This window comes from Flammeovirgaceae bacterium, from assembly GCA_015180985.1.
Taxonomy (GTDB): domain Bacteria; phylum Bacteroidota; class Bacteroidia; order Cytophagales; family Cyclobacteriaceae; genus UBA2336.
Map to the genome: position 1 here is coordinate 2,254,423 of CP054185.1, position 19,079 is coordinate 2,273,501.

Sequence of the window (19,079 nt, forward strand, 5' to 3'; positions counted from 1 at the left end):
TGACAGGTTAGCAGAATTTCGTACCTTGGATATGAAAATCCGCGTACCGTGAAGGCGTTGATCTTACTTAAGGTGTTGCTGGTACTATCGGCCGGTGCTTTTGCCCAGGGCTTTACGCGGCAAACCTGGCACGACCCGGAGAAAAAGAACCTGAAAGAAGTGTTTGTGGTAAAAGATACCGTGCGTAATGTGATGCACGGACGCTATACCTCGTACTTCGTTAATGGCAATATTGAATCGAAAGGGTTTTTTGCCAATAACGAAACTACAGGAGTTTGGGAATTCTTTTATGAATCGGGCAACCTTAAAATGCGCGGGGCTTTGCGAAACAATACCAACTTTGGGCATTGGGAGTATTTTTATGAAAGCGGCACCAAAAGCATGGAAGGCACCGTAAACGGAAAAAGTCGTGAAGGCGACTGGACGATGTATTATGAAAACGGGTCGATAAAAGATACAGGAAGTTATAAAAACAACCAGCGTACCGGGGTATGGAAATCATTTTATGAAGATGGTGTTCTGAAAAGCGAAGGCGATTATACCGATGATTACGGTCGCTGTACGGAATACTACCATTCCGGAAAAGTAGCCGGTGAAGGACCCAAGTCGGGCACCAAACCGGTTGGGCACTGGCGCTATTATTCTGAGAAGGATGGTACACTGCAAAGTGAAGGCGATTATGAAAACGGCAAGAAGCAGGGCTTGTGGATTACATACTTTCCTTCAGGAAGAATTGCCGCACAAGGAACGTATACCGATGGCGAACCCGAGGGTCAGTGGGAATATTATTTCGAAGATGGAAGCGTAAGTTCATCGGGCGAGTTTGTTGGCGGGCAAAAAAACGGATACTGGGTCTCGCAGGCGAAAGATGGAAAGAAGATCAGCGAAGTAACCTTTGTCAGCGGAAGGGGAGAATACCGGGAATATTACCCCAGCGGGAAATTAAAAGTTACCGGACTGGTAGTAGATAATAAACGCGAGGGGCTATGGAATTTTTTTTATGAAGACGGTAAAAAAGAAGGTGAATGCGAGTACCTAAATAGCAAAGGAATATACAAAGGCTATTATCCCAATGGGGCACTTCAAACAAAAGGCGAACTGAACGATGACGTGCGGGTGGGCACCTGGGAAATTTATGAACCCGATGGTACGCTTACGGGATACTATAAACCTTTTTACGACCAGAAAAAGTTAAGCAACGAGATTGTTTCTTTAAGCCAGCGTAAAACAGTAGCCCGCAAGGCAAACCGCTTTACCTACTTTGATGAACGTACCAACGAATTTCGCGGGGTAATCATTGGCGGAAACCCAATGTTTATGTTTGCCGGGCGGCTGCCGCTGGCTGTGGAATTTTATTCGCAGGAACGCCTGGGGCACGAATTTGAGTTTGTAGGCATTCGCGATCCATTCTTTACGGCTGACGATAAAATTGCACCCAATAAATTGTTTGAACGGGGCTATTCCATGGCTATCCGCCAGAAATTCTATAATCCTATAAAAGCCGGAATGTGGTATTTCGGTCATGAAATCCGGTTTACCAATGTAGGCCACTTTATAAATCAGGAAGTAGCACCCGGCAGCATCGTCACATTCAGTTCATCGGAACAACGCATTCAGTATGGTATTGTTTTGGGCTACCGGGTTATGCAGCGCAATAATGCGGGTGGGTTTACATTAGATGTTTTTCTTTCCGGCAATCTGGGCTACCGCAACTTTGATGCTCCCCCCGGTAATGAACAATACTTCAGTGATGTCAATCAGCAATCGCTGGCCGGCACGCTTAACGTTGGTCTCAATTTCGGTAACATTTTCTCGCAGTGATAACCTATCTTTGCAGGCCTGAAGGTTAACTCCCTTCCTCATGCAAACCAACGAGCTTATCCTTACCCCGGAAGAGGCCTTTCGGCCCGAACTTTTTCAACAGGTGTTGTATGATCGATTGGGTATTCAACCGGGTGGTGAGTTTTGGGTACGTCCTGTAAAGCGTTCCATCGATGCGCGTGGAAAAAAAGTGGTTGTGCGGGTGGTGTGTGAGATTATACCAACAACCCGTAAAGAAGAAAAATTTCATCCGGATTATCCTGATGTTCGAAAAGCCGGGCAGGTGGTCATCGTAGGTTCCGGACCGGCCGGGCTCTTTGCGGCCTTACGGTTGATTGAATTGGGAATAAAGCCCGTGGTGATCGAACGGGGAAGCGATGTACGCAAACGCAGAAGGGATTTAGCCGCCATTAACAAAAACCATATTGTTAACCCCGAGTCGAACTATTGTTTTGGCGAAGGCGGTGCCGGCACTTACTCCGATGGTAAACTGTACACCCGCTCAAAAAAGCGCGGTGATGTGCAGCGTATCCTGAAGATCCTTGTTGCCCATGGCGCCCGTAACGATATTCTTTTTGATGCCCATCCGCACATTGGCACAAATAAACTTCCTGCGTTGGTAGAGGCCATCCGCAAAACCATTATACAGGCCGGTGGTGAAATTCATTTTGATACGAAGGCGGTGGACTTTACTATTTCAGGTGATACAATTAAAGGTGTCGTTTTGGCTTCGCAGGAAGTGGTAAAGGGAGAGGCAGTTATTCTTGCTACCGGCCATTCCGCCCGCGACATTTACGAGTTACTTCACAGAAGGAAAATTGCCCTGGAAGTTAAACCCTTTGCCCTGGGTGTACGGATTGAGCATCCGCAGGAGTTGATCGATCAGATACAATATCATTGTAGTGGTGTACGTGATCCGTATTTGCCGGCAAGTTCCTATTCGTTGGTGCATCAGGCCGTAGTAAATGGCAAACAGCGGGGTGTATTCTCGTTTTGCATGTGCCCGGGAGGTTTTATTGTACCGGCAGCCACAACACCAGGTGAAGTAGTAGTAAACGGGATGAGTCCCTCCAGGCGCGATTCGCGGTTTGCCAATTCGGGTATAGTGGTGGCAGTTGAACCACCGGATTTCAGGCGGTATGCCTCATTCGGGCCTTTGGCGGGTATGTACTTTCAGGCTGAAATCGAAAAGCAAGCCTGTCAGGTAGCCGGCAATACCCAAACTGCCCCGGCACAGCGGCTTTTGGATTTTCTGAATGGAAGAGTTTCAGACACATTAAATGACACTTCGTATCAACCCGGTCTTGCAGCGGTTGATCTCAAAGCCGTATTACCCGATTTTATTTCGGAAGCCCTGAAACAAGGCTTGAAAAATTTTGGAGCAAAAATGAAAGGCTACCTGACCAACGGGGCACAACTGGTAGGTGTGGAGAGTCGTACATCAGCACCGGTGCGTATTCCGCGCAACGAACTCTTTCAGCATCCACAGGTAAAGGGTTTGTACCCTTGTGGCGAAGGGGCCGGTTATGCAGGGGGCATTATTTCGGCAGCAATGGATGGCGAGCGGTGTGCCGAAGCGATTTACCAGGCGCTGAATGGAACAAACCGAATGTATCAACCAGATAACTTTACGGCATGAACAGCAAGAAAACCGTTATCATCGGGGCTTCAACAAATCCTTCGCGGTATGCCTACCTGGCAGCCGAAATGCTTACGGAATATGGCCATGAAATTGTTCCGGTTGGAATTAAAAAGGGCGAGGTTTTCGGCAAGCAAATCCTTGACATTCGCCAGCAGCCAAAGGTGCCGGATGTTGATACCATAACCCTTTATATTGGTCCGCAGCATCAGCCGGAATGGTACAGCTATATTTTGGCGTTAAAACCAGCCCGGGTAATTTTTAATCCGGGTACTGAAAACACCGAACTCGAAAAACTGTTAACGCAGCAGGGTATTCACCCTGTTTATGGATGCACGCTGGTTATGTTGCGCACAGGGCAATATTAATCACCGGACGGGCTGGTTTTCTTTCTGCACGGCAATTACCGAAACGCAAACAATCTTCCATTGTCCGTTTATTTTTTCCAGCACCCGCACTTCTTCCTGTGGTGGTCTTTCGGTATCATCGCTTACGTGTTGGGTAAAGCGGGCATAGGCGCCATTCCCATAAATGCGGATATCCCGCCACGTTCTCTCAATCTTTGCCTTTGATGGTTTTGAGGTTTTAAAATAGTTGGCAAAGCCTTTGTTAATCGCTTCCCAGCCGGTAAATGAATTTACATCGGTAGTGTCGGCAAACGACCAGAAGGCGTAAGGTGCCTTTATCCAGCAATCGGCCCAGGTGGTGTAATCAATTTCAAAAAAGGCCTTCGTCTCCTTTTCAATCAGCGACTTGATAACCAATTCATCATTGGCAGATGCGGAACTTTTGCTTTTGCTCTTGCCCTGGCTAAGTGCCGGATTGAAGGCAAGGGTAATAATCAGAAAAACCAGAATTGCTTTGTTCATAGGCATGCAGTTTATAGGTTAAGGCAGCAAATCCGATTCAGACCCTGAATACCTTTAAAACTAATTGTCCGAATCAGTATTCAGGGATGAGGGAAGTTACTAAATTTTTACAACGATTGCTTAAAAAGACACCTGAAATTATGATCTTCGTCATGTGCCCGGAAGCGGTAATCCCGTACCTTACTTTCATTAAACCCTACACCTATGCTGTCAGATGATAAGCTGCTAAAAATCAAGGATTTTTTAGTAAAACCCGGAAAAAAGGTAAAACTGAAGGACTGGAGTACGAAATATAGGGGCAAGGAATTAAATAAGCGCGATGCCGAAGCCTTGCTTGATTTCGGCCGCAGGCACCTGGCCGAAATACAGGATAAGCTCTATGCCCACAATCAATACAGTGTGCTCATCATTTTCCAGGCTATGGATGCGGCCGGAAAAGACGGTGCCGTAAAACACATTATGTCGGGTTTTAACCCGCTGGGTGTAAAAGTGTATAGTTTTAAGGCCCCCAATTCTACCGAACTTGATCATGATTTTTTCTGGCGCCATAACCTGGCCATGCCGGCACGGGGTGAAATAGCCATCCATAACCGGTCGCACTACGAAAATGTGCTGGTAACCAAGGTGCATCCGGAGTGGATATTAAATGAAAATATACCGGGGGTCGATTCGATTAAAGACATCGATAAAAAATTCTGGGAAAACCGGTATAAACAAATCAACCGGTTTGAAAAAAACCTGGCGCAAAACGGCACCATCATCATGAAGTTCTTTCTGCATGTTTCCAAGAAAGAGCAGAAGAAACGATTTATGGAGCGGATTGATGATCCGTCAAAGAACTGGAAATTTTCGCTCTCTGATTTAAAAGAACGGGCCTTCTGGGATGATTACCAGCAGGCTTATGAAGATGTGTTTAATAACACATCAAAAGAACATGCACCCTGGTATATCATTCCTGCTGATGATAAGTGGTATGCCCGGTTGGCTATAGCTTTTATTATCTATCGCCAGTTTGAACAACTTAAGTTGAGTTACCCCACGGTTACGGAAGCGCAGAAGCAGGAACTGCAGAAAGCCAAAATGCACCTGATGGCCGAGAACGGAGCGGGCGGTAATGGCAAAGAGAAGAAAAAGGGTACGGGTAAAGAAAACAGGAAGAAGGAAATTTATAAGAAAACCAAGGCCGAGGCAACGGCCTGATGGTTACTGATGAATGATCGTTCCCTGCGAGGCAAGGGTTTTACAAACCAATTCCATATCAGCGGGGTTTTCCCAATGATTATTTATCAGAACCAGTATTTTCAGTTTAGAAAAGTGCTGCAATTCAAGAGGAAACTGCCTTAGGGTATTACCGGATAAATCCAGGTTTTCAAGTTGAGTTAAAGCCAGCACGGGTTCCGGAAAAGTGGTGAACAGGTTATCGTTTATCCGCAGCACCTGTAATTGTCTTAGTTCTTTTGTCTGCTCAGGCAGGTAGCTCAATCGGTTGTTATGTAGATAGAGTTCCTGCAGGTTTTTTAACTGCCCGATGGTTTCGGGTAGTGAGGTTATCCGGTTGTTTGAAAGATACAGTATTTGCAGGTTGGTTAAGTTTCCTAAATCAGGCGGAATTTTTTCGATCTGATTGAAATATAAATCAATAACCCGCAGGTTTTTTAAGTTGAATATACCGGCTGGGATTTCGGTCAAATCGTTCTGATAAAAGGAGATTTCCTCCAGGTTTTTCAATTGGCCGATGGCCTGATCAACTTCCGTAATCGGATTGTAGTTGAATAAAAGCTTTTGCAAACCGGTAAAACGGCCTACCGTGGCCGGAACGTTGCCAATAGCATTTCGTTGCAGGTATAGCTCGCGTAGAGCAGGGTTTGTTTTGCTGGCTTTCAGATCGGTCAGCGTAATCCGGTTTTCAATCAAAAGTAATTTTCTTAATTGCTTGTTCCGGCTCACATCCGGAAATCTGTTAAGCCCGATGTTCTTTGATAAATCAAGTGAATCGAGTGCCGTAAGTTTTTTGAAGGATGTTGGTATAAATCTTCCTTCCGTACCGCGAATCAACAGGCCGGTAATGGTAGTATTACGAGCCAGTTTAAGTTTAGCGCTGTTGTTATACACATAAACAGTTTGTAGCTTTTTAAGTTTGCGCAAGCGGGCCGGTAGCTTTGTTATGGATGAATTAAGAATCTCCAGCTTAGTAAGGCTGGTACAACGGGTAATTACGGCCGGCAATTTTCTGCTCTTTTTTGTGTAGCTAAGTTTTACAATCCTTTCAGGCGAGGTATTACCATTTTCCAGTTCTGAATAATCAATAAAGTCCGGATGCTTCAGGTAAGTGGTCTTATAGCCTATTATTCTTGAACGGAGTTCTGCGTGTTTGGTCAACAGACTGTCAAGTGTACGTTGATCCCGTGGTTCCAGGTTTCTGGCGGGCGTAAAGTAGCTGTTAATTAAGTTCTGCAGGGTGGCATACTTTACGGAGTCAGCCTTCGATTGAAATACCGGGTAGGAAGGCTGGCCGGCCAGAGATAAACACAGGGTATTGATAACAACTATAAGCAGGTACCTGAGCATATTCAAGCTGCGTTATAAGGGCTTTTTTAATGGCTAAATCAGCCTGAAAATACAATGAACTTTATCGTGTATAAACGCGACAATTCATACGTTTTCAGGGCAAAATTCCGTATTTTTGTCGGTTCATTAGAAGCTAAGGAATGAGTGCTACCAAAGAGCGGAAACCCGCCAATTATTCAGCCAGTAATATACAGGTTTTAGAGGGTCTGGAGGCCGTACGCAAGCGGCCGGCCATGTACATAGGTGATGTGAGTGTTAAGGGCCTTCACCACCTCATTTGGGAGGTGGTGGATAACTCGATTGATGAGGCCCTGGCCGGCTATTGCGATGACATCCGGGTAACGGTTAATGAAGACAATTCCGTAACGGTTGAAGATAACGGCCGGGGTATCCCCACCGATATGCATGAAAAGGAGAAGCGGTCGGCCCTGGAAGTGGTTATGACCGTGCTTCATGCCGGTGGTAAGTTTGATAAAAACACGTACAAGGTTTCAGGCGGACTTCACGGGGTTGGGGTTTCGTGTGTGAATGCGCTTTCTGAAGTATTGCATGCCACCGTTTACCGCGATGGAAAAATCTGGGAACAGGAATACCACCGCGGAGTACCGCAATATCCCGTCAAAGTAACCGGTGAATCGGAAAGACGGGGAACTACAGTGCGGTTTTTACCCGACAAGCAAATTTTTACAGTTACTGAATACAATTACGAAACCATCGCCACACGTCTGCGCGAACTGGCCTTCTTAAATCCGGGAATCCGGATAACCCTTACGGATTTACGCGAAAAGGATGAAAACGGCAATCCGCGCACCAGCGAATTTTTATCGCAAGGAGGCTTGCCGGAGTTTGTGGAATACATTGATGCCACCCGCGATAAACTAATTCCGAAACCCATCTACATCGAAAGCGATCGGGGCGGCATACCGGTTCAGGTAGCGTTAAGTTATAACACCTCATTCAGCGAAAACCTCGTATCGTATGTAAACAACATCAATACACATGAAGGGGGTACCCATGTTGCCGGTTTTCGAAGGGCACTAACCCGTACACTAAAGGCTTATGCCGATAAATCGGGTTTGTTGGATAAAGTTAAGATTGACATCAGCGGAGACGATTTCCGGGAAGGGTTAACAGCCGTAATTTCGGTTAAAGTGGCCGAGCCGCAGTTCGAGGGCCAGACCAAAACCAAGTTGGGCAACTCCGAAGCTATGGGCGTTGTTGACCAATCGGTGGGCGAGGTGCTTCAGTATTACCTTGAAGAACATCCAAAAGAAGCCAAACTTATCGTAAGTAAAGTCATTTTGGCGGCTCAGGCGCGCCATGCAGCCCGCAAAGCCCGCGAAATGGTGCAGCGCAAAAATGTACTAACCGGTACCGGCCTTCCCGGTAAACTGGCCGACTGCTCCAGTACTGATCCAGGTATATCGGAGCTCTACCTCGTAGAGGGCGATTCGGCCGGAGGTTCTGCCAAACAGGGGCGCGATCGGACCTTCCAGGCTATTCTTCCGCTTCGCGGTAAAATTCTGAATGTGGAAAAAGCCCAGGAGCACAAAATTTATGAGAATGAAGAAATCAAGAATATTATCACGGCACTGGGTGTTTCTTTCGGAACAGCCGAGGACGGCAAGGCATTGAATTTGTCAAAACTCCGTTACCACAAAGTCATCATCATGACCGATGCCGATGTGGACGGCAGTCACATCCGTACACTTATTCTCACCTTCTTTTTCAGGTACATGAAGGAACTTATCGAAAACGGTTATGTGTACATAGCGTTACCGCCTTTATACCTTGTTAAAAAAGGCAAAGAAGAGCGTTACTGCTGGACCGAAGAAGAGCGCGAAGCAACTGTAAAGGAACTTAGCGGTGGCAAGGAAGATTCGGTAAATGTACAGCGGTACAAAGGCTTGGGCGAAATGAATCCCGAGCAACTGTGGACAACCACGATGGATCCTTCGAAACGCACCCTTAAACAGGTAAGCATTGAATCGGCAGCGGAGGCCGACCACCTGTTTTCAATGCTGATGGGCGATGAAGTGGCTCCACGAAGAGAGTTTATTGAAAAAAACGCCCGGTACGCACGGATTGATATATAACATTTTTTTAACGAAAAGCCGGTAAGGCTGCCGGCTATTTTTAGTAATCTCACGGTATGGAAGCGGTAACATCAGTTCATGATCGGATTGCGAGCACCATTGAGGAGAGCCGCTACATCAGCCGCGATTTAAGCTGGCTGCAGTTTAACTACCGTGTGCTCGACCAGGCCAAGCACACTGAGCGCAGCATCTTTGACAGGCTAAAGTTTCTGTGTATCACCGCTTCAAACCTTGATGAGTTCTGTACCATCCGCCTGGGCAGTTTATATAATTACCTGGATTACGGCAAAGAACGTTTCGATTACAGCGGTCTGCGTGAAGAGCCGTTCCGCAGATTGCTGCTCAATGCCATCCGTAATTTTGTTCAGGATCAGAACGAATATTACCTGCTGAAACTCAAGCCCTTATTTCAGGAAAACGGGTTTTGCATACGGGCATATGCTGATCTCTCCGTTGAGCATACCGCATTGGCCAACCACTACTTCAGCCGCACTATCTTCCCGATGCTCACCCCGATGGCGTTCGACAGCTACCATGCATTTCCCATCCTGAAAAACAACCGGCTGTTGTTTGGCGTGGTAACCAAAGTGGCACACGATGGGCAACAGCAGAACCGGATATCATTTATCCAGATACCCAGTAACATTCCAAGGTTCTTCGAAATCCAGGAAAACGGCATGCTGGTATTCGTACCGGTAGAAGATATTGTGCGGCATAACATCCACAACCTCTTCCGCAACGTGGATATTCAAAGTGTAAACCTGTTCCGCATTAACCGCAATGGTGATTTCGCGCTTGATGAAAGCGATGATATTGAATCAAACTTTCTCGAAGACCTCAAGCAAAAGTTAAAAACACGCAGAACGGGCCGCGTGGTGCGCATGGAAGTGCAGGGTACACCCGACCCGTGGATGATCCGGCTATTGAAAATTCAGTGGGACATTGATGACCATAATATTTTCCATATCCCCCAACAAAGCCTGCTCGACTTTGGCGGATTAAACCAGGTGGTCGGTCATAAGGAATTTAAAGCCCGCAGAACAAGATTTCCCGACCCCATTAAGCCGCTCAATTACCCTGATGAAGAATCGCCTGATTTGTTTGAAGTACTGAAACATCGTGATATCCTGCTTCATCATCCGTACAATTCAATGGACCCCGTACTGGAATTGCTGGAAAAGGCGGCTGATGATCCACTGGTACTTTCGATTAAAATTACGATTTACCGTGTAGCAAAAGAGTCGCGTGTAACCAATGCCCTGTATCGTGCGGCCGAAAACGGGAAGCATGTTGCTGTGCTGTTCGAAGTTAAAGCCCGGTTTGATGAAGAAAACAACTTGCGCGAGGCCCAACGGCTGCAAAAGGCCGGTTGCTTTGTTATTTATGGTGTAGGCAGTTTAAAAACACACACCAAGTTACTCCTAATTGTGCGCAAAGAGCCTGATGATAAAGTGTACCGGTATGTTCACCTGGCCAGCGGCAACTACAACGAAACCACGGCTCGGCTCTATACCGATATCGGGTTGCTGACTACCAAGGAAATTTATGCGCACGATGTATCAGAATTCTTTAACGTTATAACGGGCCACTCACAGCCGTCAGCCTATCGCAATCTGATTACCTCGCCCCGCGACATGCGCATCCAGTTATGCAACCTGGTAAAACGGGAAGCCGAAAATGCCCGAAACGGGCTGCCCAGCGGAATTGTGATTAAAATGAATTCATTGCAGGATAAGGAATTTATTGACGAACTATATGCAGCCTCCCAGGCCGGGGTACCCATTAAACTTATTGTGCGCGGCATGTGCTGCCTCAGGCCGGGGCGCACGGGCCTGAGCGAAAATATTGAAGTCATCAGCATCGTAGGCGAGTACCTGGAACATTCACGGATTTATTATTTTCATAATGCAGGCCAGCCGAAAGTTTATATTGGTAGTGCCGATGCCATGGTGCGCAGTTTTGACCGGAGGATTGAATCGTTGTTTATGCTCGATGAAGAGATTCTGAAGAAACAGGCCATGAATATACTCCGGTTTAACCTGATGGATAATGTTAATGCCTACGTGATGAAAGAAGACGGAACGTATGCCTTAAAAGAATCCAATGGGGAGCCTCCGTTTAATGTTCACAAGCAATTTTATACGGTGAGCAAGGAAACGGTACTGAACGTAAGTTTATTTTAACTACACCTTTATTTGCAGTTGTCTATCAACTAACAAATAAAAAAGCCCGGAGTGCTCCGGGCTTTAACTATTCGCCTCTTTAATCACTTAACCACAAATACAAACTCGCTGCCGGGCGCATCGTTACCAAATTTACCGAACTTTGGTTCGGGATTAAGTTTTTCAACGTACGTAAGTAATTCGTTAAGGCTAAGTATACCATCGTTACCGCCACGGCTCTTCAAAGCGGCAATAACGCGAGAAGCAAAAGGAGAGTGGTGACCGGGTGTACCATCGGAAACATACTCCTTACCACCGCTGGTTAAATACTTACGGGTTTTGTAGGCCAGCTTGCGGGTAATGAATTCGCTTTGCGAAATTTCCTTATAGGGTGATTCCATCGCTCCGCGGGAGGAGGCAATGGCATCATCAAAGGTGCCACCGAAACAAACGTCCATGGTTAAGAAAATATGTTCGCACGGAATGTTGTTGATGTTGTTGCGCAACCGGTTGTGCGAAATGTAGCTGGAGTTACCGGCATCATTAATCAGCGATTCCTTCACCACCAGGTAGCCTTCTTTGAAGGTGTCGTCAAAATGGCCGTGGCCGGCAACAAAAATAAAGAGTTGGTCAAGGGGCATGTATTTCTTTTCGGCATACTCACGCAACTTGGCCCAAATCTGGTCTTGGGTAGGATTCTCAACAATATCCACTTTAAATCCGAAAGCCGTTTCCAACTCGCGGCCAATGGTGCGGCCGTCAAATACCGGATTGGTAAGTTTAGGCCAGTTTTCGTACTTATCGGTAACGATAATAAGCGCATAGTCCGTACGCTGGAGTTTTCCGGCATCGGCTGTAAGGGTTTCGCCCACGTGCACAAAACGCGAACTGGAGGCTTTAACGCCCTGCTGGTTTTCTGCAATGATCTCCACTTCGTTAACGCCATCAAGCAGGGTGATTTTGCGTTCCACCAGCATGTTGTACTTGTCGCCTTCCTTTACTTCCACGGGCATCGATCCGCGCAGGGCGCCCTGGGTAGCCGTAGTGCCACCCCGGAGCGAAGGGGAGGAGTCTTTCTCGCGAACATTTACGGTTACTTTCACGAGCGGATCGCGCGATTCGATATTGAATTTCACTTCGAACTTAGCATCCTTCTGAAATACCGTTTCGTTTACCGGGGTTATCCAGTTTATCTTCGGGAACGAAGAGTTGGTATCATTCTTTGCATTCGTAAAATCAACCGATACCTTGTTGGTTTTTGCGCTGATCGTTTGCCCGTATAGGGCTGGTGTAGCGATCAGAAACACAAGCGAGAGGGCGATTAATTTTTTCATCGGTGTTTGTTTGTTATTAGTCAGGTTAGTTTACGTATTAACAAAATCGTTAGTTACCCGGAAGGGGAGGCGGACCCGGTAAATCAGTAGTGGTGGTTCCTCCACCTCCGCCACCGCCACCGGCCATTAAAGCACCCGCTATACCACCCGCTGCGGCTACACCAATAAGTACTTTGGCGGGCATGGGCATTTTGGGTACTATTTTAAACTCTTTGGTATAAATCACTTCCTCACGGTTTTTTGTATCGGTAAATTTAAGCCGGTAATTGCTTCCGGGTTTTACACTGCCCGGGATTACCCACTCAAACTTGCCGCTGTTGGCCACGTTCCGGTCGCTGTGTACGCGGGTCTGGCCATCGTACAATTCGATGTCAATCTGGCCTCCCATATTTCCCGAGGTCCACGTCAGCGGGTAGCTTTTGCCCTTTTTATACTTTTTCTCGGTGTCGAAATTCGTAAGCTTCATGAAAGGTACGAAAATTTTGCCGCGTACTTCAAGTTCCAGATCGCCCTTAAAACTTCCCAATTCGGCCACTACGTCCCAGATTATCTTTTTGTCCTTTCCGGGTTTAATCTCGTTACCCACATCTCCGGTAACCTTGGTAAGGGGGGCCGAGAAATTATCTTTTGATGAAAAAAGACTGATGGTAAACTCGTGATTAGGGTTGCTGGTTTCCAGATCGTAGTGTACAATAATCTTTGTTCCGGCTATTTCTACCCATGAAATGGCTACGGTTTGGGCGATGGAATTAAAAGATAAAATAACCAGGCTGGCTAAAAACACCCCCCTCAGTCCCCCCTTGAGGGGGGATGTAATTGGGTTAGTATATTGTAAGAGTTTCATATTAATGGCTGTTTAGGAAGAGGATTTTGCCGGTAAAGGTGCGGTTGCCGGCTTTAACCGAGTACACATAAAAGCCCTGGGCATTGGCTTCGCCATCGGGCCTGCGGCCATCCCAGGTAATAGCATGAATACCCGGATTTAACTGATCGCCATAGGTAAATACAGGCTGGCCCATACTGTTGCGGATGACCAGGTTAACAGCATATTTTCTGCTGCCCGGGTTTTCAGGCAACCCGATGGAAAACGTTACCGGCTGCTTTAAGGCAAACGGGTTCGGGTAGGGCTCCAGTACCTGTATTTCGTCCGGACCGATGCGCTCGCGGATGTCAACTCCGTAATAAATCTTGAATTGTTTAGACTGTGCGGGACTAAACGCATACCGGTTGTCTTCGCGCATGTTGATGATGCGGTTAGTCTGTACATCATAGAGATACAACTCAAGATTGTTATTTCCGAAGTGTTGGTTATTCCACGACAACTCGGCATCATCGGGCCGGCTTACATCGGCATTGAAGCGCCACACATACTCCGGCTGCGGGTTAACAATGTCGGTAGCAAAGGCACCAAGCTGGTGCTCGGGGTGAGGGAAGTTAATCTCCACAAAATCGAACAGCGGTGGCGGGTTGAAGTCGTCTGTTTCATCGGCCTGCACGGAGGCTACCGGGTGCATACCAAACTCGCTCAGTTGGTTGGTGAGATCGCCCTGGCTGATGGTAAGGCCTGCTTTCCAGTTAGGTTGACTGATATCCGTTACAAACTCCGGTTTTTCGCGACCACCGGGTGTGGTTTGCCCGAGGAACGGAATGGTAACGGTCTGGTTTCCGGTAACATTCACAAACGCCCCCTGGAAGGCCTCCAGTTGCGTAGCATTTGTGTATCCACCGGATCCGTACACCTTTAACTGACCGAGCGCTGAGCCGTTATTACCGGTATAGGCTTTTACGTTATCCCAGTTGATGGGAACCGTATATGGGTTACCGATCAGGTTCCAGCCGTTGTGCAGGCTCATCTGGTAAAGGCTGCTCCGGTTGTTGTTCGGGGCCTGTTGTGAACCCATTTTAAGAACAACATTGCTTCGGTTAGCTGCCTGAATGATGAAATATCCTTTACCGCGATCGATGGTGTTAAAATCACCAGGCCCCTCTACATAACTCTGCGAACTCTCATACCTGAAAATACGATACTTGGATTTATCAGCAGGACCAATATCCGTAAACACCTCAGCGATGGCACCACTAAGGGTATAAGGAATGCCAATGATGCGGTAGTTGGTCTGCTGGTTGCCATAAGAGAGTAGTGCTGCGGGTACTTTGGCATCCGGGTCCGTCATCCTGCCAAACAGTGTCCCGGTTGTAGGATGCCGCGCAACATTAGGCCTCGAATCAAATGCTTTCAGGTAATACTCAATACCCATATTGTCGTATTCGTCTGTGTTTAACGTGCTGAGATCCAACGTGAACGGGCCTACCCCGGTGAGTTGAGTAGAGTCGTATGTGCCGCCACCGGCAATGGGGCGGTGGTACATGTACACGCGGGGAGTACTTTCGGCATCCGTAGCATTTGCTGAAAGGGTACCGGTAATACCGCCAGATGATTTGGTAACCGTAACGGTTGGCGTACCGACAAATGCAGGCGGATTATTATCGATAGCCACATCAGAAAACATCAGGTCGGCTGCAACGGCAACCCCGCCACCGGAACTGTTGGCGGTTATACGGGGAAATATTAATGGTTGTCCGACTGCTCCAAACGAGGCTACCGCACCCGTTTGGAAGGTGCCTGTGCCTCCGGAGATGAAGGTTTGCATGGGTATTTGCACCTGCGCAAGTGCGTGCCACCCTCCGGCCAGGAAAATGAAAATAAGAATGAGGTTTCTCATGGCTTCTTATTCTTTACCTATTGAGGCGGTAGATGTGGTTCCTTCCTTGGGTTGCTGCGCCATTATCATTTTACGGAGTTCGGCCAGTTCAGCTTTCATGTCTGCAATGGCTGAATTCTGGTTGGTAATCAATGCCTGTTGTTCATGGATAGCTTTGATAAGTACAGGAACCAGTTTGGTATAGTCTAAACTCCATAAATCATTAGTTTCATCAGAAGGTTTGTATACAACCTCCGGAATTAGTGGATAAACCTCCTGAGCAATTAAACCAACAGTCGCTGTGCCATCAAGCAGTTTTAATGAACCCGATTCAAAAGTTGAACTATGGTGAACATATTTTTTAGGGTTAAGCATCATAATTTCCTTTAAACCATAATTTAAAGGTTGTTGATTGGTTTTTACTCTGTTATCAGAATAGGTTACCCATGAATTTGACCGTCCTCTTCCGCCAGCATCTGTTGCTGTATTAGGTAAATCAAGTTTAAATGTTGGCGTAGTTAGCCCTATACCTACTGTTCCCGTTGGGCTTATTACAAAACGATAGGCTCCACCTGTATTATCCCAGATTCCAAACGATCCAGCCCCCATGCTGGCACCAGTTCCGGTAGAACCAATGATATCATAAACCCTACCACCAACGTCAGGAGCTGAAAATCTAAGTGTAGCTCCCGCGTTGCCACTAGTAGATGTTAAAAGCAGGGGTGAAATTGACCAATCAGCACCCGCTACGTGTAGTTTACTTCCTGGGTTTGTGGTTCCTATGCCAACATTTCCGCTATTGTTAATAACCATGCGCGGTGTTACGGTTGCAGAAGTCCCTGCGGACCCACTTGGGGCCGTATTAAATGAAAATCCTCCGGAAACCTCCTGATTAAAGGTGATGATCCCTCCAAAATTATTAGAATGGTATGTGTAACCTGAGCCCCAAAAAATATTAAACCCAACCATAGGGGCGTTGGCTACTAGGCAGACCGGATTTGAAGCGCCAAATTTAGCAGTGGAAGCACCTACTGCAAAATTAACATCAAGGGGGAACTCAGGACTGGCTGTTCCAATACCCAGCCTTCCGTTACTGGTCAATCTCATTTTTTCACTGGTAGTGGAGAAGCCGGCTGTAGTTGTAGAAAATACTATCCGACCGGGCACGCTGGTGCCCGAAACAGTTCCGTCAACTTCAAACTGGATTCCGCTGCTGATGTTATAAGCTGATGTAGTTCTTCCTAAAGCGCCAACTCCGCCAAGGTAATCGCCATCAGTAACTGCGGTTGGCGTTGCTACGCTGCCTTTTGACCGTAAAAATGTAATGCCCGGTCCGCGACTTGAGGTTCCCGAATGTCCTTCCATTGTCGCCACGGAAGTACCTGTAACATCTGCCGCAACATGCAGAAAGTTACCGGCTGTTGCCGGGCCTATGCCAAAGTTGGTACCATTCCAGGTGAGGGTAGAAGATGAACTCAGGGCGCTGGTGCCCGACCAGAACGCTACGCGGTTGGCTGCACCGCTGCCGGAAAGGGTAGAGCCCGCGGCTAATTTGGCTGCGGTAATAGCGCCATCGGCAATATCGGCCGTGGCTATTGTTCCATCAACAATTTTGGCACTTGTTACAGAGTTATCTCCAAGTTTAGCCGTTGTAATCAGTCCATCAGCAAGATCAGTTGTAGCAATAGTGGCATCCACAATTTTAGCGCTGGTTACGGAGTTATCAGCAAGCAAGGTTGAAGTTACACCTCCGGTGGCAATACTGATTGTACCGGTGGTTGTAATTGGGCCTCCCGTAAGGCCGGTGCCAGTGGCCACGTTGGTAACTGTACCGCCTGCTGCCGGGGTTGTCCATGTGGGTACACCGCCTGTGGTGGTTAATACTTGCCCGTTAGTACCAGCAGCCAGTTTGGTTACGGCAATACCGGCTGCGGCATTGATATCGGCATTGGCGATTGTGCCGTCTGCAATTTTGGCTGCGGTAACGGAGTTGTCAGCCAAATCGTTCGTGGCTATTGTGCCATCAACAATTTTTGCCGAGGTTACGGAGTTATCCGCAAGATCAACCGTTGCCACGGAGCCATCAGTAATTTCTGATGAGCCCACTGCACTTAATGTTGAAAGTGAACCAAGTCCCAGATTCGTTCTGGCGGCCGCAGCCGTGGTAGCACCGGTACCACCATTTGCTATGGCAAGGGTAGCGGAAAGGGCGTTTGCAGTTTGCGCCCTAAATGTGTAGGGTGTTGTAGTTAATGGAACACGGGGAGTTAACGTTACTCCATCAGCTTCAATCTCAACATAAAGTTGTTCATTGAAAATACCTGCCGGAATAGGATCGTTGCCCGGTGAACCCGACCCAATAATGAATGAAAACATCCCCTTGTATGTAGTAACCGAGTTACCTGAGCCCGTACCCGTACTTGAATACACGGCAGTTCCTCCGGTTGGAACATTAAAGAGCCGGAATCTGACGAAGTGAGTCCCGTCATCAACCGGCTTACCGGCATCGGCCGGTGGGCTGGTTTTTACCAGAATTCCCTGGTAGGAGAGTGTACTAGGCACCTGCGCAATTGCTGCGGCTGTACCCACCATGATTAAAACCGAGAGTAGAATTTTTTTCATAAGGTTGCTTGTTTTACCTCACCCCCGGCCCCTCTCCAGCGGAGAGGGGAGGAAGCAAGTTTTGGTTAATGGTTGTGTTAATTCAGTTCTTTAATCCTTCTTTACTGGTTAAGGTAAGACTGGATTCAATTTCAAGATAGGTAAAATCCTTAAACCAAGCGAATCCCTGAAAAAGGGGATTTTGTCCGAACCGGTTGTATATAAAATGTTCCATTCAGGCATTAAGTTAAGTTGGGCTTGTAACTCAGTTTAGAATCATTTTTAATATACTAAAACCGAATAATCTTCCGTCCCTGGCTCTGATCCTGCAGGTTGACAAATTCGATCTTCTTCTGGCTGGCGTTTTTCCTGTATAAATGCAGCATAATACCGTCTTTTAGCCCCACCTCAGGCACCTGCATGTACTTGGCCCCGGCCCATTCCATCACCTTTATATATATGTCGCTGGCGGGCACTATCACATCGGCCCGGTCGGGGTTCATCTGCAACTGGTAAATCCGGTCTTCAATGGAGTGCTTTTCTATCATTTTTTTAACCTCCTTCATTTTTTTCAGCGACATCAGCCGGTGGGGCTTTAACTGGGCAAGTTCATACAGCTTGCTGATGTTTCCGCCTGTACCAATGGCGGTTACTTTGCCGTAATCTTTATTTACGTTTTTCTTAACCCATTTTTCCATGTCATCCCACATCAGCGGTGAATCATGATGTTCGAGGACCCGCACAGACCCAACTTTAAAGGAGCGTGTTTTTATTTTCTTTCCGTGGAAATACAGGTTTAGCTCGGTGCTTCCGCCACCTACATCTATATGCAGGTAGGAGGCATCCGACAGGTACGAGATGATGGCCTGGTTAATCAGGTCGGCCTCACGTTTGCCGTCAATAATATGGATAGTCAGACCGATCTCCTTCTCCACCTCTTCAGCCAGTTGTTGGCCGTTTTCCGATTCGCGCATAGCCGAAGTGGCACACACCATGTAGTCGTCAACCTCGTACAGTTCAATCAGCATTTTAAAAACACGCATCAGCTTTTTGAATTTTTCAATGCTGCGGGGACTAATGCTGTTGCTGCTGAATACATCGTGGCCCAGGCGGAGGGGAAACCGGACGTACTCCATTTTTTTGAAGATAACATGCTTGCCGCGATCGAGAACCGATGAAACCTGGAAGCGGATGGCGTTCGAGCCGATGTCAACTGCAGCGAGTTTCATTGGTTGTAAAGGTAGCGTGGTAACAGGCAACCTCCTAATAAATCCGGCTGCCCAATTA

General features: G+C 47.3%; 13 protein-coding genes. 6 read left to right on the plus strand and 7 right to left on the minus strand.

What is annotated here, in order from left to right; all coding sequences use genetic code 11:
* Positions 1–48: 48 nt before the first annotated feature.
* Genes HRU69_10555 through HRU69_10565 form a run of 3 tightly spaced genes read left to right on the plus strand, consistent with a single transcriptional unit; the run spans position 49 to position 3,828 of the window.
* Entirely contained in the window at positions 49–1,821 is a 1,773-nt protein-coding gene (locus tag HRU69_10555) for a toxin-antitoxin system YwqK family antitoxin (protein ID QOI97896.1), read from the plus strand.
* Positions 1,822–1,861: 40 nt separating this feature from the next.
* Positions 1,862–3,460, plus strand: coding sequence for an FAD-binding protein (locus tag HRU69_10560; GenBank protein ID QOI97897.1), 1,599 nt, complete (start codon positions 1,862–1,864; stop codon positions 3,458–3,460).
* Positions 3,457–3,828 carry a CoA-binding protein gene (locus HRU69_10565; GenBank protein ID QOI97898.1) on the plus strand — a complete coding sequence of 124 codons (372 nt, stop codon included), beginning with the start codon at positions 3,457–3,459 and terminating at the stop codon, positions 3,826–3,828. Before HRU69_10560 ends, HRU69_10565 begins: the two co-directional genes overlap by 4 nt.
* On the opposite strand, the gene HRU69_10570 is transcribed toward HRU69_10565, so the two are convergent.
* Positions 3,829–4,329, minus strand: coding sequence for a nuclear transport factor 2 family protein (locus tag HRU69_10570; protein QOI97899.1), 501 nt, complete (start codon positions 4,327–4,329; stop codon positions 3,829–3,831). It lies immediately after the preceding gene.
* A 204-nt stretch (positions 4,330–4,533) separates the two neighbouring features.
* Between HRU69_10570 and HRU69_10575 the strand changes: the two genes are divergently transcribed.
* Entirely contained in the window at positions 4,534–5,529 is a 996-nt protein-coding gene (locus HRU69_10575) for a polyphosphate kinase 2 family protein (protein QOI97900.1), read from the plus strand.
* A gap of 3 nt (positions 5,530–5,532) precedes the next feature.
* On the opposite strand, the gene HRU69_10580 is transcribed toward HRU69_10575, so the two are convergent.
* Positions 5,533–6,897 carry a leucine-rich repeat domain-containing protein gene (locus HRU69_10580; protein QOI97901.1) on the minus strand — a complete coding sequence of 455 codons (1,365 nt, stop codon included), beginning with the start codon at positions 6,895–6,897 and terminating at the stop codon, positions 5,533–5,535.
* 140 nt (positions 6,898–7,037) lie between these two features.
* On the opposite strand from HRU69_10580, the gene gyrB reads away from it, so the two are divergent.
* Together gyrB and ppk1 are read left to right on the plus strand one after the other, a co-directional pair.
* On the plus strand, positions 7,038–8,993 hold the full coding sequence (gene gyrB / locus HRU69_10585; protein QOI97902.1) for a DNA topoisomerase (ATP-hydrolyzing) subunit B: 1,956 nt from the start codon (positions 7,038–7,040) through the stop codon (positions 8,991–8,993).
* 56 nt (positions 8,994–9,049) lie between these two features.
* Positions 9,050–11,176, plus strand: coding sequence for a polyphosphate kinase 1 (ppk1, locus tag HRU69_10590; GenBank protein ID QOI97903.1), 2,127 nt, complete (start codon positions 9,050–9,052; stop codon positions 11,174–11,176).
* An 83-nt stretch (positions 11,177–11,259) separates the two neighbouring features.
* Here ppk1 and HRU69_10595 read toward each other — a convergent pair whose 3' ends face one another.
* The 5 genes from HRU69_10595 to HRU69_10615 all read right to left on the minus strand — a co-directional run bounded on the left by HRU69_10595 (position 11,260) and on the right by HRU69_10615 (position 19,021).
* Positions 11,260–12,489 (minus strand): caspase family protein, encoded by a 1,230-nt coding sequence (locus HRU69_10595; protein ID QOI97904.1) that lies wholly within the window; start codon positions 12,487–12,489, stop codon positions 11,260–11,262.
* 49 nt (positions 12,490–12,538) lie between these two features.
* Complete coding sequence (locus HRU69_10600) at positions 12,539–13,333, minus strand: hypothetical protein (protein QOI97905.1); 795 nt, start codon at positions 13,331–13,333, stop codon at positions 12,539–12,541.
* Position 13,334: 1 nt separating this feature from the next.
* Entirely contained in the window at positions 13,335–15,212 is a 1,878-nt protein-coding gene (locus HRU69_10605) for a hypothetical protein (GenBank protein ID QOI97906.1), read from the minus strand.
* A gap of 6 nt (positions 15,213–15,218) precedes the next feature.
* On the minus strand, positions 15,219–17,813 hold the full coding sequence (locus HRU69_10610) for a tail fiber domain-containing protein (protein QOI97907.1): 2,595 nt from the start codon (positions 17,811–17,813) through the stop codon (positions 15,219–15,221).
* A 269-nt stretch (positions 17,814–18,082) separates the two neighbouring features.
* Complete coding sequence (locus HRU69_10615; GenBank protein ID QOI97908.1) at positions 18,083–19,021, minus strand: phosphatase; 939 nt, start codon at positions 19,019–19,021, stop codon at positions 18,083–18,085.
* Between the last annotated feature and the right edge of the window lie 58 nt (positions 19,022–19,079).